Annotated in this window: 23 protein-coding genes; 9 read left to right on the forward strand and 14 right to left on the reverse strand. The window is 65.3% G+C overall.

Features of this window, described 5'->3' with window-relative positions; all coding sequences use genetic code 11:
* The first annotated feature begins 56 nt into the window (after positions 1 to 56).
* Positions 57 to 560, forward strand: a complete 504-nt coding sequence (locus Q9316_RS11415; protein ID WP_306031734.1) for a CreA family protein — start codon at positions 57 to 59, stop codon at positions 558 to 560.
* A gap of 46 nt (positions 561 to 606) precedes the next feature.
* Here Q9316_RS11415 and Q9316_RS11420 read toward each other — a convergent pair whose 3' ends face one another.
* On the reverse strand, positions 607 to 969 hold the full coding sequence (locus tag Q9316_RS11420) for a hypothetical protein (RefSeq protein ID WP_306031735.1): 363 nt from the start codon (positions 967 to 969) through the stop codon (positions 607 to 609).
* Between the two features lie 188 nt (positions 970 to 1,157).
* Positions 1,158 to 1,622, reverse strand: coding sequence for a chemotaxis protein CheW (locus Q9316_RS11425; protein ID WP_117366518.1), 465 nt, complete (start codon positions 1,620 to 1,622; stop codon positions 1,158 to 1,160).
* A gap of 269 nt (positions 1,623 to 1,891) precedes the next feature.
* On the opposite strand from Q9316_RS11425, the gene Q9316_RS11430 reads away from it, so the two are divergent.
* The 4 genes from Q9316_RS11430 (at position 1,892) to Q9316_RS11445 (ending at position 6,044) form a co-directional block, all read left to right on the forward strand.
* Entirely contained in the window at positions 1,892 to 2,050 is a 159-nt protein-coding gene (locus Q9316_RS11430; protein WP_306031736.1) for a hypothetical protein, read from the forward strand.
* Between the two features lie 126 nt (positions 2,051 to 2,176).
* Complete coding sequence (locus Q9316_RS11435) at positions 2,177 to 2,776, forward strand: SCO family protein (RefSeq protein WP_306031737.1); 600 nt, start codon at positions 2,177 to 2,179, stop codon at positions 2,774 to 2,776.
* A gap of 64 nt (positions 2,777 to 2,840) precedes the next feature.
* Positions 2,841 to 3,722 (forward strand): 50S ribosomal protein L11 methyltransferase, encoded by an 882-nt coding sequence (locus Q9316_RS11440; protein ID WP_306031738.1) that lies wholly within the window; start codon positions 2,841 to 2,843, stop codon positions 3,720 to 3,722.
* Between the two features lie 486 nt (positions 3,723 to 4,208).
* A complete protein-coding gene (locus Q9316_RS11445; protein ID WP_306031740.1) occupies positions 4,209 to 6,044 on the forward strand; it encodes an aminopeptidase P family protein in 1,836 nt (611 codons plus the stop codon).
* On the opposite strand, the gene Q9316_RS11450 is transcribed toward Q9316_RS11445, so the two are convergent.
* From Q9316_RS11450 to panC, 4 genes are all read right to left on the reverse strand, one after another.
* Positions 6,034 to 6,345, reverse strand: a complete 312-nt coding sequence (locus Q9316_RS11450; RefSeq protein ID WP_306031741.1) for an AzlD family protein — start codon at positions 6,343 to 6,345, stop codon at positions 6,034 to 6,036. The two genes, Q9316_RS11445 and Q9316_RS11450, sit on opposite strands and share 11 nt — an antisense overlap.
* 2 nt (positions 6,346 to 6,347) lie before the next feature.
* A complete protein-coding gene (locus Q9316_RS11455; RefSeq protein ID WP_306031742.1) occupies positions 6,348 to 7,082 on the reverse strand; it encodes an AzlC family ABC transporter permease in 735 nt (244 codons plus the stop codon).
* 181 nt (positions 7,083 to 7,263) lie between these two features.
* Complete coding sequence (gene panB / locus Q9316_RS11460) at positions 7,264 to 8,088, reverse strand: 3-methyl-2-oxobutanoate hydroxymethyltransferase (RefSeq protein WP_306031743.1); 825 nt, start codon at positions 8,086 to 8,088, stop codon at positions 7,264 to 7,266.
* Position 8,089: 1 nt separating this feature from the next.
* Entirely contained in the window at positions 8,090 to 8,965 is an 876-nt protein-coding gene (gene panC, locus Q9316_RS11465) for a pantoate--beta-alanine ligase (RefSeq protein WP_306031744.1), read from the reverse strand.
* A gap of 281 nt (positions 8,966 to 9,246) precedes the next feature.
* On the opposite strand from panC, the gene Q9316_RS11470 reads away from it, so the two are divergent.
* From Q9316_RS11470 to Q9316_RS11485, 4 genes are all read left to right on the forward strand, one after another.
* A complete protein-coding gene (locus tag Q9316_RS11470) occupies positions 9,247 to 11,211 on the forward strand; it encodes a DEAD/DEAH box helicase (RefSeq protein ID WP_306031745.1) in 1,965 nt (654 codons plus the stop codon).
* Positions 11,212 to 11,279: 68 nt separating this feature from the next.
* Positions 11,280 to 12,107 (forward strand): TIGR02587 family membrane protein, encoded by an 828-nt coding sequence (locus tag Q9316_RS11475; protein ID WP_306031746.1) that lies wholly within the window; start codon positions 11,280 to 11,282, stop codon positions 12,105 to 12,107.
* Between the two features lie 7 nt (positions 12,108 to 12,114).
* Positions 12,115 to 12,525: a TIGR02588 family protein gene (locus tag Q9316_RS11480; protein WP_306031747.1), complete on the forward strand. Its 411-nt coding sequence runs from the start codon at positions 12,115 to 12,117 to the stop codon at positions 12,523 to 12,525.
* Positions 12,526 to 12,655: 130 nt separating this feature from the next.
* Positions 12,656 to 13,570: a M23 family metallopeptidase gene (locus Q9316_RS11485; RefSeq protein WP_306031748.1), complete on the forward strand. Its 915-nt coding sequence runs from the start codon at positions 12,656 to 12,658 to the stop codon at positions 13,568 to 13,570.
* A 2-nt stretch (positions 13,571 to 13,572) separates the two neighbouring features.
* Here the strand turns inward: Q9316_RS11485 and ligA are convergent, their stop codons facing one another.
* From ligA to Q9316_RS11525, 8 genes are all read right to left on the reverse strand, one after another.
* Positions 13,573 to 15,729 carry an NAD-dependent DNA ligase LigA gene (gene ligA, locus Q9316_RS11490; RefSeq protein WP_306031749.1) on the reverse strand — a complete coding sequence of 719 codons (2,157 nt, stop codon included), beginning with the start codon at positions 15,727 to 15,729 and terminating at the stop codon, positions 13,573 to 13,575.
* Positions 15,730 to 15,795: 66 nt separating this feature from the next.
* Entirely contained in the window at positions 15,796 to 17,466 is a 1,671-nt protein-coding gene (gene recN, locus Q9316_RS11495; protein WP_306031750.1) for a DNA repair protein RecN, read from the reverse strand.
* Positions 17,467 to 17,544: 78 nt separating this feature from the next.
* Positions 17,545 to 18,411 (reverse strand): outer membrane protein assembly factor BamD, encoded by an 867-nt coding sequence (locus tag Q9316_RS11500; protein ID WP_306031751.1) that lies wholly within the window; start codon positions 18,409 to 18,411, stop codon positions 17,545 to 17,547.
* A gap of 155 nt (positions 18,412 to 18,566) precedes the next feature.
* Positions 18,567 to 19,523 carry a UDP-3-O-acyl-N-acetylglucosamine deacetylase gene (gene lpxC / locus Q9316_RS11505; RefSeq protein ID WP_306031752.1) on the reverse strand — a complete coding sequence of 319 codons (957 nt, stop codon included), beginning with the start codon at positions 19,521 to 19,523 and terminating at the stop codon, positions 18,567 to 18,569.
* A gap of 333 nt (positions 19,524 to 19,856) precedes the next feature.
* Positions 19,857 to 21,602, reverse strand: a complete 1,746-nt coding sequence (ftsZ, locus tag Q9316_RS11510; protein ID WP_306031753.1) for a cell division protein FtsZ — start codon at positions 21,600 to 21,602, stop codon at positions 19,857 to 19,859.
* A gap of 99 nt (positions 21,603 to 21,701) precedes the next feature.
* Positions 21,702 to 23,033, reverse strand: coding sequence for a cell division protein FtsA (gene ftsA / locus Q9316_RS11515; RefSeq protein ID WP_306031754.1), 1,332 nt, complete (start codon positions 23,031 to 23,033; stop codon positions 21,702 to 21,704).
* On the reverse strand, positions 23,030 to 23,950 hold the full coding sequence (locus tag Q9316_RS11520; RefSeq protein ID WP_306031755.1) for a cell division protein FtsQ/DivIB: 921 nt from the start codon (positions 23,948 to 23,950) through the stop codon (positions 23,030 to 23,032). Before Q9316_RS11520 ends, ftsA begins: the two co-directional genes overlap by 4 nt.
* A complete protein-coding gene (locus tag Q9316_RS11525; protein ID WP_306031756.1) occupies positions 23,938 to 24,864 on the reverse strand; it encodes a D-alanine--D-alanine ligase in 927 nt (308 codons plus the stop codon). Before Q9316_RS11525 ends, Q9316_RS11520 begins: the two co-directional genes overlap by 13 nt.
* Positions 24,865 to 25,258: the final 394 nt, after the last annotated feature.

Genomic DNA, 25,258 nt, shown 5'->3' on the forward strand with positions numbered 1-25,258 from the left:
GGCTTGCAAGCGGCGGGCAGACAACCTTACCTGTCAAGGGAACAAGGAGACCCGCCATGCCGCTCACGCTTTCCATCCCTCGCCTGCGCACCGCGCTTGCCGCCGGCCTTCTGGCCTTTGCCGCCCTCCCCGCGGCCGCCGAAACGGTCGGCAAGGTCGGCGTCGACTGGATCGGCAACGACATCTACATCGACGCCGTGAGCGATCCGGAAGTCTCCGGCGTCACCTGCCACGTCACCTATTTCGACCGTTCCGTCATCGACCGGCTGAAGAAGGGCAACTGGTTCGAGGATCCGTCGAACAATGCCATTTCCTGCCAGCAGACCGGCCCGATCACCATCGGCGACATCGAACTCGACAGGGAGGGCGAAGAGGTCTTCAAGTCCGGCCTGTCGCTCATCTGGAAATCGCTGATCGTCACCCGCATCTACGACAGGAAGAACGACACGCTGATCTATCTCGCCCATTCGCGTGAGCTGACGGAGGGCTCGGCGAAGATGTCCATCTCCACCGTGCCGCTCTATGGCCAGAACGTCACCTGGACGAACGGCAAGCCATGAAAAAACGCCCCGGCGCTGGCCGGGGCGTTCCTGTCTGTCGATGGGATTACTTGACGTAGACGATCTTGCCGCCGTCAGCCGCCGTCTTGATCTCGACGACGTTTTCAAGCTGGACGTTCTGCGAAGTCAGGATCTGCGCCAGCGCCGGATCGGCCTGGAGATCGGCCTGGGCCTTTTCCAGGGCGGCCGGATCCTTCGACTTCATGCTCAGGCGATCAGCCTCGGAACGCTGGCTTTCATCGGCCTCGAGCGAGGGAATGGTGACCACGCTCACCTTGTCGGCCGTGATTGAATTCGTCGACATCGTGTCGGCGGCCACGCCGGTGGTGGTGTCCTGCGCATAGGCGATGCCCGCAACCGGCGATACGGCGAGAAGCGAAGCAAGGGCGATGGTAACGGTCTTCTTCATGGGTATTCTCCACTGTTTCGTTTGCGAGAAGCAGGGAGAAAACGGAAGCGTCTACGTTTGGTTCCTGCCGAAATGGGGCAAGATCAAGGTTTTTAAATTTGATACGTTTAATTCAAAACGATGGACGGCAGAATGCATCCGCCCGCTTTCGGCCGGATGCTGAAACCCGAAATCCTGCCCTCCGCCCCTTAAGCGGCCTGGGCGAGTTCGTCGGCGATGACGGTGTCGAGGTTGAGGAAGCACACCATCGACTTCTCCAGCGCGACGATGCCGCGGCAGAAGGCGCGCTGGGCCTCCGGAATGATTTCCGGCGCCGGCTGCAGGGCTTCGCTCTTGATCGTCATCATGTCGGAGACCTGCTCCACGAGGAGGCCCACAAGCTTGCCGGCGATATCGGTGACGATGATCGCCGAGCGCTCGGAGGGTTCCGTCATCTTCATGCCGAGGCGGCAGGCCATGTCGATGACCGGGATCACCGCGCCGCGCAGGTTGATGAGCCCGAGCACGTAGGGCGGCGTATGAGGCATCGGCGTCACCGGCGCCCAGCCGCGGATTTCGCGGATGGCCATGATGTCGATGCAGAATTCCTGCTCGCCCAGATGGAAGGAGACGATTTCGAGATAGGCGCCGGACTGCTTGATGGCGTTGGACATGGACAAGACCTCTTCCCACAGGGGAATGAACTGTTGAGATGCGCAGCTCGCCGTTTTCCGGCGCGCGGCGGACGTCATGTCCTGAAGCCGTCAGGGGCCTGTTGCGCTTGGGTTGGAGCGTGGCAAAGAGAGATTAAACAAAGGCTAAGGCCTGCCTGCCAAAAGGCGTATTTTAGCCGATTTCGATGGATTCCCGCCGGGCGCGGCGCCTCACGTTGCGGCAGGTGCCGCCGGTTTCAAAACGAGCCGCATCGTGCTATGTTTCGCGCATGGACAAGACCGCCCGCCGATACACCGTTCTGCCTGTCGCGCTCATCGCGCTGGGGCTCGGCGTCATGGCCGCCACCGCCGCCTTTGCCGGCTGGCTGGAACATGGGCCGGCGATATTCCTCAGCCTTGCCGAATCCGGCATGTCCTGGTGCTTCTGATCACGATTGCGCGAGCCCTTCGCCTTTGCCCTCCTTGCGGCAATTGGCCCGTTTGCGCGGCTACCGGCGAAGGACTATGAAACCGGCAACCGGTTTCCGCCGCCATAGCCCTACCGAAGGACTGCCATGAAGACCCTGCGCCTCGTACTCTGGATCGCCGTCGCCCTCGTTGCCGCGCTGCTCGGCTGGTTGACGCTGGAAATGACCCGGGCCAAGGACGAGGTCGCGGGCGGCCCGTTCGGCGTGCCTTTCGAGCTCGTCGCGCAGGACGGCAAGCCGATCACGCAGAAGGCCTTCACCGGCAAGCCGACCGCCCTGTTCTTCGGCTTCACCCATTGCCCGGAAGTCTGCCCGACCACGCTGTTCGAGCTCGACGGCTGGCTCGCCAAGGTCGATCCCGACGGCTCGAAGCTGCAGGCCTATTTCGTGACCGTCGATCCGGAACGCGACTCGCCCGAACTCATCGGCCAGTATGTCGGCAATGTCTCCAAGCGCATCACCGGCATTTCCGGCCCGACGGACAAGGTGCTGGAGATGGTCAAGGGTTACCGCGTCTACTACCGCAAGGTGCCGCTCGACGAGGCCAAGCCCGACGGCGACTATACGATGGACCACACGGCCTCCGTCTTCCTGCTCGACGCCGAAGGCCGCTTCAAGGGCACCATTGCGTACGGCGAAAATCCTGAAGTCGCCGAAGAGAAGCTTTCAAACCTGATCAAGGGCTAGGATCGCCTTTGCCCTCGGCTGCCGGACATGCTAGGCGCACCTGAAACAACAGGGACCGCGAGCCGTGAGCGAAATCCGCCTCTACATCACCACGACCGAAAAGGGGGCCGACGCCGCGCTCTCGCTGATGACCGACGCCTTCGAGGACGAGGGCTACGCCATCGCGACGATGGAGATCGACGAGAAGAACGACGTCTGGGAAGCCTCCGTCTACATGTTCCGGCCGGACGAGGCGGAGATCCGCGACCGTTTCGCTGCCCTCCTCGCCGCCGATTTTCCCGATGCGCCGATCGAGCGCGAGGAACTGCCTGACATCGACTGGATCGCCAAGTCGCTGGAAGGCTTGAAGCCCGTCCGCGCCGGCCGCTTCGTCGTCCACGGCTCGCATGACCGCGGCACCGCCCGCTCCGGCGAGATCGCCATCGAGATCGATGCCGGACAGGCCTTCGGCACCGGCCATCACGGCACGACGGCGGGCTGCCTCGAGGTCATCTTCAACGTGATGCGCGCCCGCAAGGTCAAGCGCGTGCTTGATCTCGGCACCGGCAGCGGCGTGCTGGCGATCGCCGCGCGCAAGCTGGCGCCGGCCGCGGTGCTGGCAACGGACATCGACCCCGTCGCCACCCGCGTCGCGCGCGAGAATGTGCGCCTCAACGGCATCGCCTCCGGCATCGCGCTGGAAACGGCGCCGGGCTTCCACTCAACCGCCTTCGGCCGTCATGGCCCATTCGACCTCATCATCGCCAACATCCTCGCCCGCCCGCTGATGCGCATGGCGCCGCAGCTTGCCGCACAGCTCGCCCCCGGCGGCGACGTCATCCTTTCGGGCATTCTCGCCTCGCAGCGCTGGAAGGTGCTCGCCGCCTATAACGGCGTCGGCCTGCGCCATGTGCGCACGCTCTGGCGCGAAGGCTGGGTGACTATCCATCTCGACAACAGGCGTTGAATCGCAAAGCTTGGCGGGGTGCGCGCACCCCGCTTCGGCCGGCTGGCATCAGGGCAAAATAAAAGGCGGTGCCAGAGGCACCGCCTATGGCCGGCGAACCGACCTGCCCGCGAGCTTGAGGAGGAGGAGTGCTCAAGCGGGCCTATGTGTTCCGAGCGCCTTCCCGGAGGAGGGAGGAGGAGTGACCGGCAAGACGCCTGATCGGAACACCTAGCTATGTGCGACACGAAGGACTGGAGGAACTTTCACTTCGTTTCGCTTGAAGCGCGTTTTGCGTTCGCTTCGTTGGCGCTGCTTATAATCGATAGAAAAAATAGAGATAGTCCCTTTTGAGGCATGGGTGCCATGCGCTGAGCGCATAAGTCCAATTCGATACCTCTTGAAACACCAATCGGACAGGATGCGCGGTCCCTTTCCCGCCTTTGACGCGGCAAGGGGATGGGCTAGATTGCCGGCACGATTCATAGCCCTATCGGAAGTCTCCCCATGTTCCAGAGTTTCGACGTCACCTCCACGCCCGAATTCGGCCGCGAACGGGCCGATGCCCTGCGCGCCTCCTTCGATACGCTCGGCATCGACGGCTTCCTCGTGCCCCGCGCCGACGAATACCAGGGCGAATACGTGCCGGCCTGCGCCGAGCGCCTGTCCTGGCTGACCGGCTTCACGGGTTCGGCCGGCGTCGCGCTCGTCATGCGGGGCCAGGCGATCGTCTTCGTCGACGGCCGCTATGTCACGCAGCTTGCCGAACAGGTGGACGGCAGCGTCTTTGCCGGTGGCGACCTCGTCGGCGAACCGCCGCATCTCTGGCTGCAGAACCATGCGCCGAAGGGCTTCCGCCTCGGCATCGATCCCTGGCTGCACACCGGCGCCGAAGTGCGCCGGCTTGAAAAGGCGCTCGCCGGCGTCGGTGGCACACTGGTGTTCCTACCCTACAATCCGCTCGACAAGGCCTGGACCGACCGTCCGGCCGAACCGCTCGGCCGCGTCACCATCCAGGCGATCGACCATGCCGGGGAACTTGCCAGGGACAAGCTGGTGAAGATGGCCGAGGCGACGGCGAAGGTTGGCGCGGATGCGCTCGCCGTCACCGACCCCTCCTCCATCGCCTGGATCTTCAACATCCGCGGCAGCGACGTCCCGCATACGCCCCATCCGCTGGCGCGCGCCATCATCCCGACGGACGGCCGGCCGCAGCTCTTCCTCGACAAGCGCAAGACCGGCATCGAGCAGGAGGCCTACCTCACCCAGCTTGCCGACCTCGTGCCGCCCTCGCAGTTCGACGAGGCGATCGCGGCGCTCTCGGCCGAAGGCAAGCGCATCCTGATCGACCCGGACCACGCTCCCTTCGCGCTCGCGGAGATCGTGCGCGCCAAAGGCGGCACGCTGGTGGAAGCGGCAGATCCCGCCCGCCTGCCCCGCGCCTGCAAGAATGAGGTCGAGCTCCAGGGCTCCGCCCGCGCCCATCTTCAGGACGGCGCGGCGATGGTCGAGTTCCTCGCCTGGCTGGACGGCACCACGTCCGGCACGCAGACCGAAATCGCCGTCACCAAGAAGCTTGAGGACGTACGCCGTAGCGTCGGAGAGCGCCAGCAGAACCCGCTGAAGGACGTCTCGTTCGACAGCATCGCCGGCGCCGGCGCCCATGCCGCCATCATGCATTACCGCGTGACGACCGCCTCGGATGCGACCATCGAGCCGGGCACGATGTTCCTCATCGATTCGGGCGCGCAATATATCAACGGCACGACGGACATTACGCGCACGGTCGCCATTGGCGCGGTGCCGGAAGAGCAGAAACGCTTCTTCACGCTGGTACTGAAGGGCATGATCGCCATCAGCACGGCGCGTTTCCCCAAGGGCACGCGCGGCTGCGACCTCGATCCCCTCGCCCGCATTGCGCTCTGGAAAGCCGGCGCCGATTTCGCCCACGGCACCGGCCACGGCGTCGGCTCCTACCTTTCGGTGCACGAAGGCCCGCAGCGCATATCCCGGCTTTCGACGCAGGAACTGCTTGCCGGCATGATCCTCTCGAACGAGCCGGGCTACTATCGTCCCGGCAGCTTCGGCATCCGCATCGAGAACCTTGTCCATGTCCTGCCGGCCGCGCCCGTCGAGGGCGGCGACATGGACATGCTCGGCTTTGCGACGCTGACCTTCTGCCCGATCGACCGCCGGCTCGTCCTGCCCGCCTTGCTGACGGACGAAGAACTTGCCTGGCTCGACGCCTATCACGCCGAGACGCGCGAAAAGCTGCTGCCGCTCCTGTCGGACGATGCGACGAAGGCCTGGCTCGAGAAGGCGACCGCCCCGATCAGCCGATGACGTGACGCAGGATCATCACGACGATCCAACCCGCCGCCAGCATCGGCAGCAGCGCGATGCGCAGGCCGAGCAGAAAAGCGATCGCCATGGTGAGGCTGACATCGAACCCGCCCGTGACGGCGGCCGGTGCGACGAGCGTCGTGAGCACCGCCGCCGGAACGGCGTTCAGCGCCGCTTCGGCGCGCGGCGGGATACGCTTCATGCGCGTGATGAAGATGTAGCCGCCGACGCGGGTGAAATAGGTCGCGATGGCACCGGCGGCGATGATCAGCAGCGTCTGCGTGTGGAACAGCGTATCCATGATCACGCCTCCCCTTCCACGGTCTCGCCGGCCGGCACCGCGCTTTCCTTGTCCTCCAGCGGCAGGACCGCGGCGACGGCGATGCCGGCGAGCGCGCCGAGGCTGACATGCCAGGGAGAGCCGACGAAATGCAGCGCAAGGATCGAGCCTGCCGCCGAGGCGAGCACGACCGGCAGCCAGTTCGCCCGGCTGCGGAAGCCCAGCACGAGCCCCATGAAGTAGATCGGCAGCAGCACATCGATGCCGATGGCCTTGGGATCCCCGATCAGGTTACCGAGGAAGGCGCCGACGACCGTCAGGCACAGCCAGGGCACGTAGACGCTGAGGCCGAGCACCATGGACCAGACATAGCCGACACGGATTCCCGCATCGGCGCGCCGTTCGGTCTCGGCGAATTGCGGATCGGTGAGAAGGAACAGCGAGGTCGCCTTTTCCCAGAAGGTGAAATGGCGGATATGCGGCGCGATCGCCGCCGAATAGAGCACATGGCGGAAATTGACCGCGAAGATCGACAGGACCACCAGCCAGGGCGCGACGCTGTGGTTGAACAGCTCGACGCCGACGAGCTGGCTCGCGCCGGCATAAAGGGTCGCGCTCATCAGCGCGGCTTCCGCGACGGAGAGGCCGTTGTCGACGGCCACGGCGCCGAACAGGACGGCAAATGGCGCGGCCGCGATCGCGACGGCGATGCCACGCCGGAAGGCGTCGCGGATTTCTTCTTTCGTAGCGGGGGTCATGGGTCTGCTCTAGCCTGAAGCAATTCCAGGAAAAGTGTAAAGCGGTTTCCGTTCGGAATTGCGTGAAAACAAGCGCCAAGGCATAGAGCAGGAGCGGTCCACCCGCAAACCAATATGGCTGATGGACCGTTCAGCGTCGTTGATCGATCAGCGCCGTCCGACGACCGGCGCTGATGGATGCTCAGCTCTTCTTGAGCTGGAACGTGTGCTCGGGACCGGGGAAGCTGCGCGCCTTCACCTCTTGCGCATAGGTGGCGAAAGCCTCGCTCATGATCGGCGCGATGTTCGCGAAGTGCTTGACGAAACGCGGCTTGAAGTCGGTGAAGATGCCCAGCACGTCGTCGACGACGAGGACCTGCCCGTCGCAGGCCGGCGACGCGCCGATGCCGATGGTCGGCACCTTGACCTTGCCGGTGATCTCGCGCGCCAGCGGCTCGACCGTGCCCTCGATGACGATGGCAAAGGCGCCGGCATCGTCGATGGCGGCGGCGTCCTTGCGGATTTTCTCGACTTCCTTGTCGTTGCGGCCGAGCGAGCGGTAGCCGCCGGTCGTGTTGATGAGCTGCGGCATCAGCCCGACATGGCCGAGCACCGGAATGCCGCGCTGCGTCAGGAAATGCACCGTCTCGGCCATTTCCGCGCCGCCTTCCAGCTTGATCGCCGAACAGCCGGTTTCCTTCAGCACGCGGGCAGCCGTGGCGAAGGCCTGCTCCTTGGACTGCTGGTAGGAGCCGAACGGCAGGTCGATGACGACGCAGGCATTGGATGAGCCGCGCATGACGGCCTGGCCATGGGCGATCATCATCTCGATCGTCACACCGACGGTGGAATCGAGGCCGTAGAGCACCATGCCGAGGCTGTCGCCGACCAGCATGAAATCGACATGCGGGTCCATGAGCTTGGCGACCGGCGTCGTATAGGCGGTGAGGCTGACGATCGGGCGCTCGCCCTTGAGGGCCTTGATGTCGGCCGGCGCCAGACGGCGTTTCGCGGTATGTACGCTCATGTCACGCTACCTTTGCAGTTTTTACGTTTTTCGGGTCGATGACCCGGTTGTCGAGGAGCTTCGTGCTCCCGAAGCGCACGAAAAGCAACAAAAGAACCGGCTTTTCGCCGATGCCGCCGACCTCGGCCAGCGTTTCCGGATCGCGCACGGCGACCACTTCGGGCCTGGCCAGCGGCTCGGCGCGCAGGAAGGCGGTCACCGCCTCTTCCAGGCGCTTCGCGTCCGTCTCGCCGGCGGCGACCAGCCGTTCGGCCTCCTCCAGCGCGCGCGGCACGATGGCGGCCGCGCTCCGCTCTTCGGCCGAGAGATAGACATTGCGCGAGGAACAGGCGAGCCCGTCCGCCTCGCGCACCGTCGGCACGCCGATCACCTCGACGGGCTGCGCAAGGTCGGCGACCATACGGCGGATGATCGTGAGCTGCTGGAAATCCTTCTCGCCGAAATAGGCGCGGTCCGGGCCGGCAATGTTGAAAAGCTTCGTGACGACCGTCGCGACACCAGCGAAATGGCCGGGACGCACTGAGCCTTCCAGCTCGGCGCCGAGCTTGGGCACGTCGACCACGGTTTCCATCGGCCGGGGATACATGTCCTGAACGCCCGGCGCGAAGAGGTAGTGCACGCCTTCCGCCTCCAGCATCGCCTGGTCGCGGGCGAGATCGCGCGGATAGCGCGCAAGATCCTCGTTGGCGCCGAATTGCAACGGGTTGACGAAAATGGTGGCGACGACGATGTCGTTGTCGGCGCGCGCCCGCCGGGCAAGCTCCATATGGCCGACATGAAGATAGCCCATGGTGGGCACGAGGCCGATCGAGCGGCCGTCGAGCCGGTGCGGCGCCAGTGCGGCGCGCAACTCCGCGATGGTGGTGAGGGTCTGCATCGCCGGTTCCTCCTTGCTCTCGCCCTCTCCCGCGGGCGATGCGCCCTCGCGATCTCTGCGGATCGCTTTTCGGGGCGCCGTTTTCTATCTTGTGCAGCGCAAAAAGACAATCGGCAAACGCTTTCGCCACCCATGACCTAACCCGCTGGGCAGCATTGCGTTCTGCGCACTGTACATTTGCGCCAATGCTTAGTAGAGAGCGCGCAACACGCTCGTCATTCACGGGCTTGAGAGAGCGCGACGCCAGATCGTCGCGGAAACCGAATTCCGAAAGACCCCCTATGACGAGTTTTGATGGCCTCGCTCCGGCGATGGCAAAGGCGTTGGAAAAACGCGGCTATACCACTTTGACTCCGGTGCAGGTCGCCGTTTCCGATCCCAAGATCGGCGATGCCGATGCGCTGGTCTCCGCGCAGACCGGCTCCGGCAAGACGGTCGCCTTCGGCCTGGCGCTGGCTCCGACGCTGCTTGAAGGCGAAGACCGCTTCGAACGCGCCGCGAGCCCGCTCGCCCTCGTCATCGCCCCGACCCGCGAGCTTGCCATGCAGGTGAAGCGCGAGCTGGAATGGCTCTACGAGATGACCGGCGCCGTCATCGCCTCCTGCGTCGGCGGCATGGACGTGCGCACCGAGCGGCGCGCGCTGGAGCGTGGCGCCCACATCATTGTCGGCACGCCGGGCCGCCTGCGCGACCACATCACCCGCAACAATCTCGATCTCGGCGCCATCCGCGCAGTCGTGCTCGACGAAGCCGACGAGATGCTCGACCTCGGCTTCCGCGAAGACCTCGAATTCATCCTCGAAGCCGCGCCGGAAGACCGCCGCACGCTGATGTTCTCGGCCACCGTGCCGAAGGAAATCGCCGCGCTCGCCAAGAACTACCAGCGCAATGCGATGCGCATCTCGACGGCCGCCGAGAAAGAGCAGCACGTCGATATCGACTATCGCGCCCTGCTCGCCGCCCCCGCCGACCGCGAGAATGCCATCATCAACGTGCTGCGCTACTACGATGCCCAGAACGCCATCGTCTTCTGCTCGACGCGCGCCGCCGTGAACCACCTGACGGCCCGCTTCAACAATCGCGGCTTCTCCGTCGTCGCCCTCTCCGGCGAACTCAGCCAGAACGAGCGCACGCACGCCCTTCAGGCCATGCGCGACGGCCGCGCCCGCGTTTGCATCGCGACCGACGTTGCAGCACGCGGCATCGACCTGCCGAACCTCGAACTGGTCGTGCACGCAGACCTGCCGACCAACCCGGACACGCTGCTGCACCGTTCGGGCCGCACCGGCCGCGCCGGCCGCAAGGGCGTCAGCGCCCTCATTGTGACGCTCAACGCCCGCCGCAAGGCCGAACGCCTGCTCCAGATGGCGAACCTCAAGGCCAACTGGGCGACGCCGCCGTCAGCCGAGGACATCCTTCGCCGCGACGACGAGCGCCTGCTCGCCGATGCCACCCTGACGGACAAGATCGGCGAAGACGAGCAGGACACGATCGACGCACTCGTCGCGAAGTTCGACGCCCGGCAGCTTGCCGCCGCCGTCGCGCGCTTCTTCAAGGCCGGCCGCTCGGCACCGGAAGACCTCATCGAGGTGTCCGTCGAGCAGCGCAAGCCGCGCGAGCGCGGCAACGACTTCATCCCGTCGGAAACCAAGCGCCCGCGCGACGGTTTTGGCGCCAGCGTCTGGATCTCCGTATCGGTCGGCCGCAAGCAGCGCGCCGAGCCGCGCTGGCTGATCCCGATGCTCTGCCGCAACGGCAACATCACCAAGAACGAGATCGGCGCGATCAAGATGCAGCCGGAGGAGACCTATGTGGAACTCTCCGCCGCCGCCGCCGATGGTTTCCTCGGCCATCTCGGCCCGGACAGCAGCCTGGAACGCGGCATCCGCGTCACCGTGCTGGAAGGCCAGCCCGACCTGACCCCGCAGCCCTACACCCGCACGCCCGGCGACAAGCCCGCGCAGCGTTACGACCGGCCGGAGCGCCGCGCCGACTGGAAGCCGAAGGGCGAATTCGAGAAGAAGGGCGGTTTCGACAAGAAGCCCCGCTTCGACAAGAAGCGCGAGGGCGACAAGCCGGAAGGCGCGGCTCCCAGGCCGCACTGGAAGGACCGCGACGAGGGCGGCAAGAAGCCCGCAAAGCCCTATGCCGGCGCAAAGCCCTTCAAGGGCAAGCGGGACGAGAAGTCTGCCAAGCCGGAAGGCGGCCCGCACAAGCCCAAGACGAAGAAGCCCGACCGCTTCTGACCACATCGGCGGCGCGGAACCTATAGGGCCGCGCCGCGTTATCCCCGCGCTTTCGCGAGGGATCTTTCATGGCACATGCCGAGAGCGGCACCGACGAGTTCAACCGTTTCCTCACCGGTCTCGGCCGCGGCGTCGCGGGCGCCCTCTTTCTCGCTTTGCCGATGCTGATGACCATGGAAATGTGGTATCTCGGCTTCTACATGGCGCGCGAGCGCCTGCTGCTGCTCCTCCTCGTCAACTTTCCCCTTCTCGTCCTCCTCGCCCACCGCATCGGCTTCGAGCAGACCTTCACCTGGCGCGAGGCGCTGCGCGATGCGACGATCGCCTACGGCATCGGCATCGTCACCAGCGTGGTGGTCCTGACGGCGCTGGGGCTGCTGCGCGGCGACATGCCGACAAGCGAACTCGTCGGCAAGGTCGCCCTGCAATCCATGCCCGCCAGCATCGGCGCGATGCTCGGGCGCAGCCAGCTCGGGCATGACGACGACGAGGACGACAAGGAAACGCCCTATCACGGCGAATTGCTGATGATGGCGGCGGGCGCCCTCTTCCTCTCCCTCAACATCGCGCCGACCGACGAGATGATGGTGCTCGCCTACAAGATGACGATCTGGCACGCGCTTATCGTCGCCGTGCTCTCCGTCGCCCTCATGCACGGCTTCGTCTATGCGGTCTCCTTCATCGGCGGCCATGAGCTTTCCCCGGAAACGCCGTGGTGGCACGCCTTCGTGCGCTTCACCCTGCCCGGCTATGTCATCGCGCTTTCGATCAGCGTCTTCGCGCTCTGGATCTTCGAACGGCTCGGCGACAGTTCCGCCGTCGAGATCATGCTGTCCGTCGTCGTGCTCGGCTTCCCGGCCTCGCTCGGCGCCGCCGCCGCACGCCTGATCCTGTGAGGCCGTCATGACCCGATCCGAACAAGGCCGCCACCGGGAACGCCACGATCCGCACTGGATCGAATGGCTGACCGGCATCGTCTCCGCGATCCTGATCGTGACCATGCTCGGCTGGGTCGGATGGGAAGCATTCACGCGAGAGGCGACGCCGCCGGACCTTTCGGTCACCGTCCTGACGACAGAGAAGACCCGCGCCGGCTATCGCGTCTCCTTCGATATCTACAATACCGCGACGACGACCGCCGCCGCCGTTACCGTCGTCGGCCGGCTGATGGACGGTGATCGGGTGATCGAGGAAAACCACGTGATTTTCGACTATGTGGCTGCGGAATCCAAGGCGACCGGCGCCATCCTCTTCGACAGCGACCCGGCGGGCTACACCGTGGCCATCCGGCCGGCGGGATATACGGACCCTTAAGAAACGACGGCAAGCCGCAGAAGAGATTCGAAAAATCGGAACCAATCTCGATGGTGCGGATTGAGCAGAGGTTCCAACGTCCGTGTCCGGCGGTGAGAAAAGGGCATGGCTATCCAGCAAGGCCGGTACGATGCAGCTGTCCCTCCTCATCCTCCTGACGACGCAGGTCGTCCTGCCGGCCTTCTTCCTCCTCTGGCTCTGGCTGCCGCGCCCGCGCGACCGGCTCGGCTGGGCCATGCGGGTGCTCTACGGCGCCTGCTACTTCGCCTTCATCGCCGTCATCGGCCGCTGGGATTTCCTGAGTTCCGCACTGGCGATCGTCCTGCCGATCGTGTTCGTCGCCCTGGCCGCCGTGTCCTACATGCCGGTGCGCGACCGTCCCTGGAACAGCGCGGCCTCCGCGATACGCACGCACGGCTTCACCGCGGCCATGGCGATCTTCTTCCTGGCGCTCGCTGCCCGCGCCCTCTCAGGATACGGCTATCAGGATACCGCCGTGGACCTCGCCTTCCCCTTTGCCGCCGGCACCTACTATGTCGGCCAGGGCGGCAGCGCGACGTCGATCAACTATCACCACACGGACCAGAGCCAACGCTATGCGCTCGATATCGTCGCGCTCAACGGTTTTGGCGCCCGCGCCAAGGGGCTCATGCCGAAGGACCTCGCCGACTACGTGATCTACGGCCACGAGGTGACGAGCCCCTGCACGGGCGTCGCGATCTCCACGCATGACGGCGTCGACGACAACCGCATTTCGCAGACCAACACTGGAGAGCCGGCGGGCAACCACATCATCCTTGCCTGCGGCACCGCCCGGATCCTGCTCGCCCATCTGAGGAAAGGCTCGATCGCCGTCTCCGGCGGCGAACTGGTCGAGCAGGGCGAGCCGCTTGGCCGGGTGGGCAATTCGGGCAATTCCTCCGAGCCGCACCTGCACATGCACGCCTATCTCGGCGGCACGCTCGATTACAGCACCGGCCAGGGCCTGCCGATGACCTTCGACGGCCGCTTCCTCGTGCGCGGCTCGACCGTCACGCTCCCCTGAGATCAGGATTTGATGAGTTCGAACCAGCCGTCCTCGTCGATGACCTCGACGCTGAATTCGCGCGCCTTGTCGAGTTTCGAGCCGGCACCCGGCCCGGCGACGACGAGGTCCGTCTTCTTCGATACCGATCCGGCCACCTTGGCGCCCAGCCGCTCGGCCATGGCTTTCGCCTCGTCGCGCGTCATCTTTTCCAGCGAGCCGGTGAAGACCACCGTCTTGCCGGCAACCGGGCTCGACGACGCGACGACCGCCTCGGCCACCTCCGGCGTCACCTCCTGCAGCAGGCGGTCGATGACGTCGAGATTGCGCGGCTCCTTGTAGAATTCCACCATCGCCCGCGCGACGACCTCGCCGATACCGTCGATGCTGTTGAGTTCGGTCCAGGCCTCGCCGGACAGCGAGACCGAACCCTTCATCGCCTCCTCGAAGGCGGCATAGGTGCCGTAGGCGCGGGCCAGCAGCTTGGCGTTCGTCTCGCCGACATGGCGGATACCAAGCGCATAGATGAAGCGGTTGAGCGCGATCGATCGCCGCGCATCGATGGCGTCGTAGAGCTTGCGCACGCTGACCTTGCCGAAGCCGTCGATGTTCTCCAGCTTGGTCAGCGAACCGGCCTGCCGCTTTTCCAGCGTGAAGATGTCGGGCGCGGTGCGGATCGTCAGCGATGCGTCTTCCGCCGCAAAGAAGAAATCGATCTGCTTTGCGCCGAGCCCCTCGATGTCGAAGGCATTGCGCGAAACGAAATGTTTCAGGTGCTCCATCGCCTGCGCACGGCAGACGAAGCCGCCCGTGCAGCGCGTGACGGAATCGAGCCGGCCCGTCTTCTCGTTGCGCTCGCGCACGGCATGGCTGCCGCAGACCGGGCAGGTCTTCGGAAATTCGTAGGGCCGCGCGTCCGCCGGGCGCTTTTCCATCACCACGTCGAGCACCTGCGGGATGACGTCTCCCGCGCGCTGCACGATGACCGTATCGCCGATGCGGATGTCGTGTTCCTCGGCGCGGATACGTTCGCCGCTATTGCCGATGCCATCGATATAGTCGGCATTGTGCAGCGTCGCATTGGTGACGACCACGCCGCCGACGGTGACGGGCGTCAGCCGCGCAACGGGCGTCAGCGCGCCGGTGCGCCCGACCTGGATGTCGATCTTCTCGACCGTCGTGAAGGCCTGTTCGGCCGGGAACTTGTGCGCCGTCGCCCAGCGGGGCGAGCGGGAGCGGAAACCGAGGCGCTCCTGAAGCGCCAGTTCGTCCACCTTGTAGACGACGCCGTCGATATCGTAGTCGAGGTCCGGGCGGGCAAGGCCGATCTCGCGGTGATGCGCGATGATGTCGTCGACGCGCGAAAGCCGCTTCGTCATCGGGTTTACCGGAAAACCCCAGGATTTCAGCACCTCGATCATGCCGTACTGCGTCGATGCCGGCATGTCCGACATCTCGCCCCAGGCATAGGCGAAGAAGCGCAGCTTGCGGCTCGCCGTCACGCTCGCGTCGAGCTGGCGCAGCGAGCCTGCCGCCGTGTTGCGCGGGTTGACGTAGGTCTGCTTGCCCTCCGCCGCCATCTTCTCGTTGAGGGCGAGGAAGTCGCTCTTGGCCATGTAGACCTCGCCGCGCACCTCGACGACGGCAGGCGCGCCGGCCGGCAGGCGGTTCGGGATTTCGCCGATGGTCAGCACGTTCGCCGTCACGTTCTCGCCCGTCGTGCCGTCGCCGCGCGTCGCCGCGCTCGTCAGCCGGCCGTTCTCGTAGCGGATCGACATGGAAAGCCCGTCGATCTTCGGCTCGGCGGTAAACGCGATCGAATCGTCCGGCAGTCGGCCGAGGAAGCGGTAGACGGAGTTCACGAAATCCCGCACGTCCTCGTCGGAGAACGTGTTGTCGAGCGAGAGCATCGGGCGCGAATGCGTGATCGGCGCGAAGGTCGGCAGCGGCGCCGACCCCACCCGGCGCGACGGGCTGTCATCGCGCACCAGCGCGGGAAAGCGCGCCTCGATCTCCTCGTTGCGCCGCTTCAGCGCGTCGTAGTCGGCATCCGAGATCTCCGGCGCGTCCTGGCCATGATAAAGCTCGTCATTGCGCGCGATTTCCGCTGCCAGAAAGGCAAGCTCGGCCGCGGCTTCTTCTTCGGTCAGGTTCTCGACGGGGATTTTCGCGTTTGCCATGACATGCTCCGGATTTCGGAACAGGTTTTAGAGCAAACTTGGCGAAAGGAAAGTAGGCGCGTTCCCTCACCCACCGCCGGAAAGCAGCCGCGCTGCCGCCGCACGCGCCTCGTCCGTCACCGAGGCACCGGCCAGCATGCGGGCGATCTCTTCCGTGCGGGCGCCTTCATCCATGCGGGCGACGCGGGTGGCGACGGTCTCGCTACCTTCGACCGGTCCCTTGGAGATCAGGAGATGCGTTGCGGCGCGGGCGGCGACCTGGGGGGCGTGGGTGACGGAAAGCACCTGCACGGTGGAGGACAGGCGCTTCAGCCGCTGGCCGATGGCATCGGCGACCGCACCGCCGACACCGGTGTCGATTTCGTCGAAGACCAGCGTCGGGGCAGAACCACGATCTGCAAGCGCCACCTTCAGCGCCAGCAGGAAGCGCGAGAGCTCACCGCCCGAGGCGACCTTCATGATCGGGCCGGGCCGCGTGCCGGGATTGGTCTGGACGTGGAATTCGACCGTGTCGATCCCCTCCTCCGCGCCGCCCTCCGGATCGGTGGTTATCTCGACGGTGAACCGCGCGCGCTCCAGCTTCAGCGCCGGCAGTTCCGCCATCACCGCGGCGGCAAGCGCCTGCGCGGTGTTGTGCCGCCGCTCCGAGAGCGAGCGGGCCGCGATCTCGAAGGCCGCCCGCGCCTCGGTGAGCCGGCTCTGCAACTGCACCAGCTTCTCCTCACCGGCATCGAGATCGGCAAGGTCGGCGATCATTTTCGCCGCCAGCGCCGGAAGTCCGGTTACGGGCACGGAATATTTGCGGGCCGCGGCGCGCAGCGCGAAAAGGCGCTCTTCCGTGCGCTCCAGTTCCTTGGGATCGTATTCCGTCTTGCGCAGCGCCGCCTCGACGGCCATCTGCGCGTCGGAGAGCTGGTTCAGCGCGAGGTCGAGCAGTTCCACGGTCTCCTCCAGAAGACCGGGCGCCTCGTGGCTCTTGCGCTCCAGCCGGCGCACCAGCGCGGCGATCAGCGGCACGGGCGAGGCATTGCCGTTCAGGAAGTCGCTCGCCTCGTTGATGTCGCCGGCAATGCGCTCGGCCTTCATCATGCGGGAGCGGACCTCGGCCAGCGCGTCCTCCTCGCCGTCCTGCGGAGAGAGGGTTTCCAGTTCCTCGACGGAAGAGCGCAGGTAATCGGCCTCGCGGGCGGCGGCCTCGACCTTCTCGCGATGGCGGCGCAGGGTGCGCTCGGCCTCCTTCCACTGGTGATAGAGCGTGCCGACGTCGAGCGCCACCTCGCCAAGACCGCCGAACGCATCGAGCAGCAGGCGATGCGCATCGGTGTCGACAAGCGCCCGGTCGTCGTGCTGGCCATGGATTTCGACGAGAAGCTGGCCGGCCTGCCGCATGAGCTGCACCGAGACCGGCTGGTCGTTGACATAGGCCTTGGTGCGGCCGTCGGCGGATTGCTGGCGGCGGAAGATGAGGTCGCCGTCATCGTCGATGCCGTTGTCACGCAGGAGCGCGCGCGCGGCGTGATCGCCCGGCACATCGAAGACGGCCGTCACCTGGCCGCGCTCGGTGCCGTGACGCACCAGCGAGCCGTCGCCGCGCCCGCCGAGCGCCAGCGAAAGGCTGTCGAGAAGAATGGATTTACCGGCGCCCGTCTCGCCGGTCAGCACGGAAAGGCCCGGCTCGAAGGCAAGATCGAGCCGTTCGATCAGGACGATATCGCGGATCGATAGCTGCGCCAGCATTGCCGCATCATTTCTCTTTGTCTTTACGCAATTCCGGACGCAAAACCGCTGCACACCTTTGCTGGAATTGCTCGTGCGTCAGGCGCCGATCAGCTTCTTGCCGGCGCGTGCAATCCAGGAACCGGAATTTTCGCGCGGCTCGAGCCCCTTCGTCTGAAGCAGCTTGTAGCTGTCGGAATACCATTGGCTGTCGGGGTAGTTATGGCCGAGAACGGCGGCTGCCGTCTGCGCCTCGCTGTCCACGCCCATCGCGTAATAGGTCTCGACGAGACGGGCGAGCGCTTCCTCGATCTGGTTGGTCATCGGGTACTTCTCGACGACGACGCGGAAGCGACTGGCTGCCGCGATATATTCCTTGCGCTCGAGATAGTAGCGGCCGATCTGCATTTCCTTGCCGGCGAGCTGGTCGCGGGCAAAGCGAATCTTCACCTGGGCGTCCTCTACATATTCCGAATCAGGATAGTTATCGATGACGGCCTGCATGGCCTCGATCGTCTGCTGCGATGCGCGCTGGTCCTGCGTGACGCTCGGGATCTGCTTCCAGTAGCCGAGCCCGACGATATATTGCGCATAGGCCGCATCGGCCGAGCCCGGATAAAGCGCCAGGTAGCGCTTGCCGGCGGCGATCGCCTGCTCGTTCTGGCCCTGGCGATAGCTCGTGAAGGCCGACATGACGAGTGCCTTGCGGGCCTGCTCGGAGAACGGATTCTGGCGGTCGACCGCCTCGAACTTGCGGTTCGCCTCGGTCACCTTGCCGGCGCTGAGATTGGCCAGGCCCTGGTTATAGAGCGTATCGGCGGATTCGACTTCGCCGGTAAGCTTCGTGATGTCGATGTCCGGATCCGACTGGCAGGCGGAAAGACCAATCGAAGACGCCGTAGCGAAAAGCGTAAGATAGACAATGCGCGCCGTCTTCTTCACACCAACAGACCCTGCAACAACCATGTGACAATCCCAGTTCAACGGCAGCCAATGCGGACGGGCCGCACACGCGCCCCGCGTTGTATCTCCAAATACGTCGAGACCGCAACGCCATGGCGGCGCATTAACGCATTTTTATGGCAGTCATGCAGGGAGATCGATTGCCGGCGTGCCCGGTCTCAAAGAGACCAGGGCGCAAACTCGGGTGCATTGACGGCGATCAGCTCGCGCTGGCCGGCCCGCGAGCGCGGCGCGGCCGCCTCGACAACCTCATAGGCGGTCCGGTCGCTGAGCAGCGCGTTCAGCGCATGGGCGTTCATCTTGTGGCCGCCGCGATAGGAGCGGTAGCAGCCGATGAACGGCGCGCCGGCAAGCGCGAGGTCGCCGACCGCATCGAGCGTCTTGTGGCGCACGAACTCGTCCTTGGCGTAGCGCAGGCCCTCGACATTGATCACGGTATTGTCGTCGGAGATGACGACGGAATTTTCCAGCGAGGAGCCGAGCGCATGTCCGGAGGCCCAGAGCCGCTCGACATCGCGCATGAAGCCGAAGGTGCGGGCGCGCGACAGTTCGTTGCGGAACGTGGCGGGCGTCAGGTCGCCCTTCCAGGCCTGGCGGCCGATCAGCGGGCAGTCGAAATCGATCTCGACTTCGAATCGCGTGCCGTCATAGGGCGAGAACTCGGCCCAGGAGGCGCCGGCTTCGATGCGGACCGGCTTGATGATGCGGATGTAGCGGCGCTTGACGGCCAGCGGCACGATGCCGACATGGTCGATCGCGTCGATGAAGGGAGCGGAGCTGCCGTCCATGATCGGCATCTCGGCGCCGTGCACCTCGATCAGCACGTTGTCGAGGCCGAGCGCATAGAGCGCGGCCATGACATGCTCGATCGTCGCGATCGAGGTCGCCGGGGTAAAGCCGAGCACGGTGCACAGGTCGGTATTGCCGACCTGCGCGGAGACCGCGCGGTATTCGCTGACCGTGCCGTCGTCGTGCAGGCGCTGGAAGACGATGCCGCTGTCGGCTTCGGCCGGATTGAAGGTGATCGACACGGCCGCGCCGGAATGGACGCCCGTCCCGGAAATCGTCACCGGGCTGGAAATCGTCGTCTGGAAACCGAGCATACCGATCGTCATCTGCATTCGCCTTATCTTACTATCGGCTCATTCTTCGCCGACATTATCTCTTCATGGCTCGAAGGAGCCCACGCGCCGGACGCACAGCGTCCGCCGACCAAATGTGCCGGAACGTCTGGAGCATTCGTTGCGCCCGTCTATGCCGGTTGCGCGAATGCTGACTGTCCCCTCTGCCCACGCTGAATGTAGTAGGCCCCTCAACGTCACACAAATCACTGTTTCTTTCGCTTTGTTACGCGATTTTTCGCCTCGTAAGCCATTGAAAGAAAATGGAAATAAAAATGCCCGGACCAGCGGTCCGGGCACCCTTGTCACAAGGCCGTCGCATCGTCCTCAATTGGACTGGCGGCGAAGGAAAGCCGGGATCTCCAGCTGATCGTCCTCGCCCAGCGAGCGCGGCTGCGGATTGGCGCGGCCGTGGTCGTCGAGCTGGCCGCGGCGCGGCGCATAGAGGCTGGCTTCCGGCGAAAGCGGACGGCGCTGCTGCTGGGCAGGTGCCGGCTCCTGGGCCGCCTGGGCTTCCTCATGACGGCCGAGCGACGAAGTCAGGCGGCGAAGCAGGCCCATCGGACCACGCTCTTCCTGATGCGAGACCGGCTGCTGCTGTGCCGTGCGATGGTCGATCTCCGCCTGCACGACCGGGGGGAAATCCTCGATCTTCGGCATGCGCATGGTCTGCGGTTCCTGGCGGATGACCGGAGCGGCAGGCTCGACGCGCTGCTGCATGACCGGAGCCTGCTGAACCGGCTGCTGGACCGGGGCTACGCGCTGGACGACCGGCGTCTCGGCAGGGGCCGCGAAGAGGCGGTTCTGCAGGCGCGGCTCTTCCTGGTGGGTCGCGGCCGGCTGCATGACCGCCGGGCGGCTGGCCGGAATGGCAAGCTCGCGCTCGAGGCTCTCTTCCGAGGCGCGGATGGCGTCCGCGATCGGATCGACCGCCGGCTGCTGGACGACCGGCTGCTGCATGACGGGCTGCGGCTGTGCGACCGGCTGCGGCTGCAGCGCGGCGGCGACCGGCTGGAGCTGCGGCTGGGCCGGAACGGCGGCGGAGGGACGGACTACCGGCTTGCTATGGCTGCGAAAGTCAGCAGAACGACCGGCCACCTCCGAGGCCGAACGATCGATACCGGTTGCCACGACGGAGACGCGGATGAGGCCTTCGAGTTCTTCGTCGAAGGTCGCGCCGAGGATGATGTTCGCATCCGGATCGACTTCCTCGCGGATACGGGTAGCAGCCTCGTCCACTTCGAAGAGGGTGAGGTCGCGGCCACCGGTGATCGAGATCAGGAGGCCCTGCGCGCCCTTCATCGAGGTTTCGTCGAGCAGCGGGTTGGCGATCGCGGCTTCCGCGGCGGCCATAGCGCGGCCTTCGCCCGAAGCCTCGCCCGTGCCCATCATGGCGCGGCCCATTTCACGCATCACCGAGCGGACGTCGGCGAAGTCGAGGTTGATGAGGCCTTCCTTGACCATGAGGTCGGTGATGCAGGCGACGCCCGAATAGAGCACCTGGTCGGCCATCGCGAAGGCGTCGGCGAAGGTGGTCTTGTCGTTGGCGATGCGGAAGAGGTTCTGGTTCGGGATGACGATCAGCGTGTCGACCGACTTCTGGAGCTCCAGGATGCCCTCTTCGGCAAGACGCATGCGGCGGCCGCCTTCGAAGTGGAACGGCTTGGTGACGACGCCGACCGTCAGGATGCCCTTGTTGCGGGCCGCCTGTGCGACGACGGGTGCCGCGCCCGTGCCCGTGCCGCCGCCCATGCCGGCGGTGACGAAGCACATATGCGTGCCGTTCAGGTGATCGATGATCTCGTCGATGCACTCTTCGGCGGCCGCGCGGCCGACTTCCGGCTGCGAGCCGGCGCCGAGGCCCTCGGTCACGGCGACACCCATCTGGATGATCCGCGAAGCCTTGGTCATCGAGAGCGCCTGGGCGTCGGTGTTGGCGACGACGAAATCGACGCCTTCCAGGCCCGCGGTGATCATGTTGTTGACAGCATTGCCGCCGCCGCCGCCGACACCGAAGACGGTGATGCGGGGCTTCAGCTCAGTGATGTCCGGCTTCTGCAGCTTGATAGTCATTGTCGTTTGTCCTTTCGTTTCCGGCTGCATCGCCCAGCCGGTCTATTCCCAAAACTCGAAATGTCGGTCTGTTCCGGCGGCGGACCGCCGGAAAACCCGTCAGAAACTTTCCTTCAGCCACTGTCCCATGCGGGCGATGCGGCCGTTGCCACCCGTCAGCTGCGAGAGCATGCCGCCCTGCACAGCGTGTTCCTCCAGTTCCGCGACCTGCGGATAGATCATCAGCCCCACCGCCGTCGAAAAGGCCGGCCCCTTCGCTGCCGTCGGCAGGCCGGACACGCCCAGCGGACGGCCGATGCGGACGTTGCGGGCGAGGATGCGGCGGGCCGCTTCCGGCAGGCCGGTGAGCTGGCTTGCACCGCCCGTCAGCACGATCCGTTTCCCGACGATCGGCGAGAAGCCGGAGCGCTGGATACGGTCGCGAATGAGTTCGAGCGTCTCTTCGATCCGGGCCCGCACGATGCGCGAGATAAGCGCGCGCGGCACATGGGTCGGCTGGTCGCGGTCGTCCTCGCCGATCGGCGGGACGGTGAGGATGTCGCGTTCGTCGCCGGCATTCGGCAGGGCCGAGCCGTGCACGACCTTCAGGCGTTCGGCATCCTCGATACGGGTCGAAAGACCGCGCGCAAGGTCGGTGGTGACATGGTGGCCGCCGAGCGAGACCGCGTCGGAATGCACCAGCTTGCCTTCGGCGAAAACCGAGATCGTCGTCGTGCCGCCGCCCATGTCGATCGAGGCGCAGCCGAGTTCGACCTCGTCGTCGACGAGGGCGGAAAGGCCGCTGGCATAGGGCGTCGCGACCATGCCCTCGACGGAGAGATGCGCGCGGTTGATGCACAGTTCCAGGTTCTTCAGCGCCGAGCGTTCGGCCGTCAGCACATGCATGTCGACGCCGAGCACGTCGCCGAACATGGAGAGCGGGTCGCGGATGCCGCGCTCGCCATCCAGCGAGAAGCCGGTCGGCAGCGAGTGGAGGATGGCGCGGTCCTGGCGCAACGACTGCTGGCCGGCGACGGCGAGCACCTTGCGCAGGTCGTTGGCATCGACTTCCTGGCCGCCGAGATCGATGGTGGCGGTGTAGACGTCGCTCTGCAGGCGCCCCGCGGAAACGTTGACGATCAGGCTCTCGATGGTGAGGCCGGCCATGCGCTCGGCCGCATCGACGGCGAGGCGCACGACGCTTTCGGCAGCATCCAGATCGACGATGACGCCGTTCTTAACGCCGCGCGACTTCTGGTGGCCGATGCCGATGACCTCGACGCTGTGCGTGCGGCCGGGAAGGATCTCGCTCTCGGCGCGCGGCGTCAGCCGGCCGATCATGCAGACGACCTTGGTGGAGCCGATGTCGAGCACTGAAACGACGTGCGCCCGCTTGGAAGAGAGCGGCTTCAAGCGCGGCAGGCCGAAATGGGACGAACCGAAAATGCTCATGTGCGCTTCGCTGCCTTCTTCAGGTCCTTTGCCCTCTGCTCGACCGCCGCATTGCGGCGTTCGAGCGCCCCTTCCGTCAACCGCACCGTGGTGCGGTCCTCGAGCCTCAGGTCCACCGCCGCGATATCGCGCTCCAGCAGCCCCTGCTCCGCGTCCAGCGTCGCCAGCATGTCCATGGCGCGCGGCACGTTGTGCTCCGGCAGCTTCACGACGATGCCGTTGTCGAAGCGCAGGTCCCAGCGCCGGCCGGCGACGCGGATATAGGCTTTCACCCGCGCCTTGATTTCCGGCCAGTTGTCGAATTCGTCGGCAAAGCTTGCCGCCGCCGTTTCCGCGTCGCGGCCGACGAAGAGCGGCAGCGAGGAAAACTTGTTGTCGCGCAGCGGCGCGATGACGCTGCCGTTCTTCTCGATCAACGACAGGTCGTTGCCGTGCTGCCAGATCGCGAAGGCCTCGCGCTCCTTGAGCGTGATCTCGATCGTGCCCGGATAGACCTTGCGGACCGAGACGTCCTGCACCCAGGGCAGGTCGGAGAGCTTCTGGCGGGCATCCTTGACGTCGAGGGCGACGAGCGAGGTCGTGCCGTCGAGGCCAAGGCGCTCGAGGATATCGATCTCCGACGTCTCGCGGTTGCCGGAGACCTTGACGTCCTCTATGGCAAAGCCGATCGCGGTGGTCGAGGCCTGGGCGAAATCCTGCGAATGACCGCCGATAGACATGCCGTAGAGACCTGTCGCGCCGAGGAACAGCCCTGTCGCGACGCTGCCGGCATGGCGCGGAATATGGATGCGGCCAGCCGCTAGGCTGATGAGGAAACGAACGATCCGGCGCAGCGGACGCGGCAGCACGCGACCGGCCTCCGCCTCGGAAAGCCCGGCGAGACGCACCCTGCTCTTCTTGACGCTCAACGCAAACACGACGCGTCCTCCACCATCCACTTCAAGAACTCACCAAAGGAATGGCCGGCATGGTCGGCCATTTCGGGCACCAGGGAGGTAGGGGTCATGCCGGGCTGGGTGTTGATCTCCAGCCATACAAGCTCGCCATTCTCGGAGAAGCGGTCGTCGTAACGGAAGTCGGAACGGCTGACGCCACGGCACCCGATCGCTTGATGCGCCTTGAGTGCGAGTGTTTGTACTTTTTGGTAAATATTCGGTGAAATTTGTGCCGGAATGACGTGCGTGGAGCCGCCTTTTACATATTTGGAATCATAGTCGTAGAAGGCGTGGCCCTGCGGCACCACTTCCGTGACGCCCAGCGCCACGTCGCCCATGACCCCGCAGGTCAGCTCGCGCCCGTGGATGTAGCGCTCGACCATGACGCTGTCGCCATAGCGCCACTCGCTCGACGTGATGATCTGCGGCGGATGCGACTGGTCTTCCTTGACCATGACGACGCCGAAGGAGGACCCCTCGCGCACCGGCTTGACCACATAGGGCGGCTTCATCGGGTGGGTCGAGGTAAAATCGAAACGGTTCATCAGGCGCTGCTCGGCAACCGGAATGCCGGCGGCCTTGGCGACGATCTTCGCCTGCGCCTTGTCCATGGCGAGCGCCGAGGCCAGCACGCCGGAATGGGTATAGGGGATTTCCAGATATTCGAGCACGCCCTGGATGGTGCCGTCCTCGCCGAAGGGGCCGTGCAGCGCATTGAAGGCGACATCCGGCTTCAGTTCGGCAAGCACGCTCGCGACGTCGTGGCCGACATCGACGCGGGTGACCTTGTAGCCCTCGGCCTCCAGCGCGTCGGCGCAGGCGTTCCCGGACGAAAGGCTCACCGGCCGTTCCGACGAAAAACCACCCATCAGCATCGCGACATGCTTTACGCTCATAGAACCCCCAACTGAATTCCGCACCCTGCCCCTCGTCGCTTGTGCGGACCTGATTTGCTTGTCGGGTCCGACTCGGCGGGCGAGATGGGACCACTAGAGCGTCATTAAGGTTAATGAAGCGTTTACTTTCGTTAACCTGACGCGTTGCGGGACAAATTTTCCGCGCTCCGAATCAAGCCACGCTTCGATTCTCTCTCTGGAATCAGAGAGTTGCCAATGACGCAAGAGGAAGCGGCAAATTCGAGGCGACCGGGCAGGCAAGGCCGATAGCCCTACCGGCCGCAAGGCTTGGTAAATATGGGCAGCACGGCAGGCATGAATTCCACGATGGTCGCGGTGGCCGATGTCCTGCTTTCTGACTGGTGCGGCAGATCTTGCGAGTCGAAGGCTCGCG

The sequence above is a fragment of the Shinella zoogloeoides genome, from assembly GCF_030733845.1.
Lineage (GTDB): Bacteria > Pseudomonadota > Alphaproteobacteria > Rhizobiales > Rhizobiaceae > Shinella > Shinella zoogloeoides_C.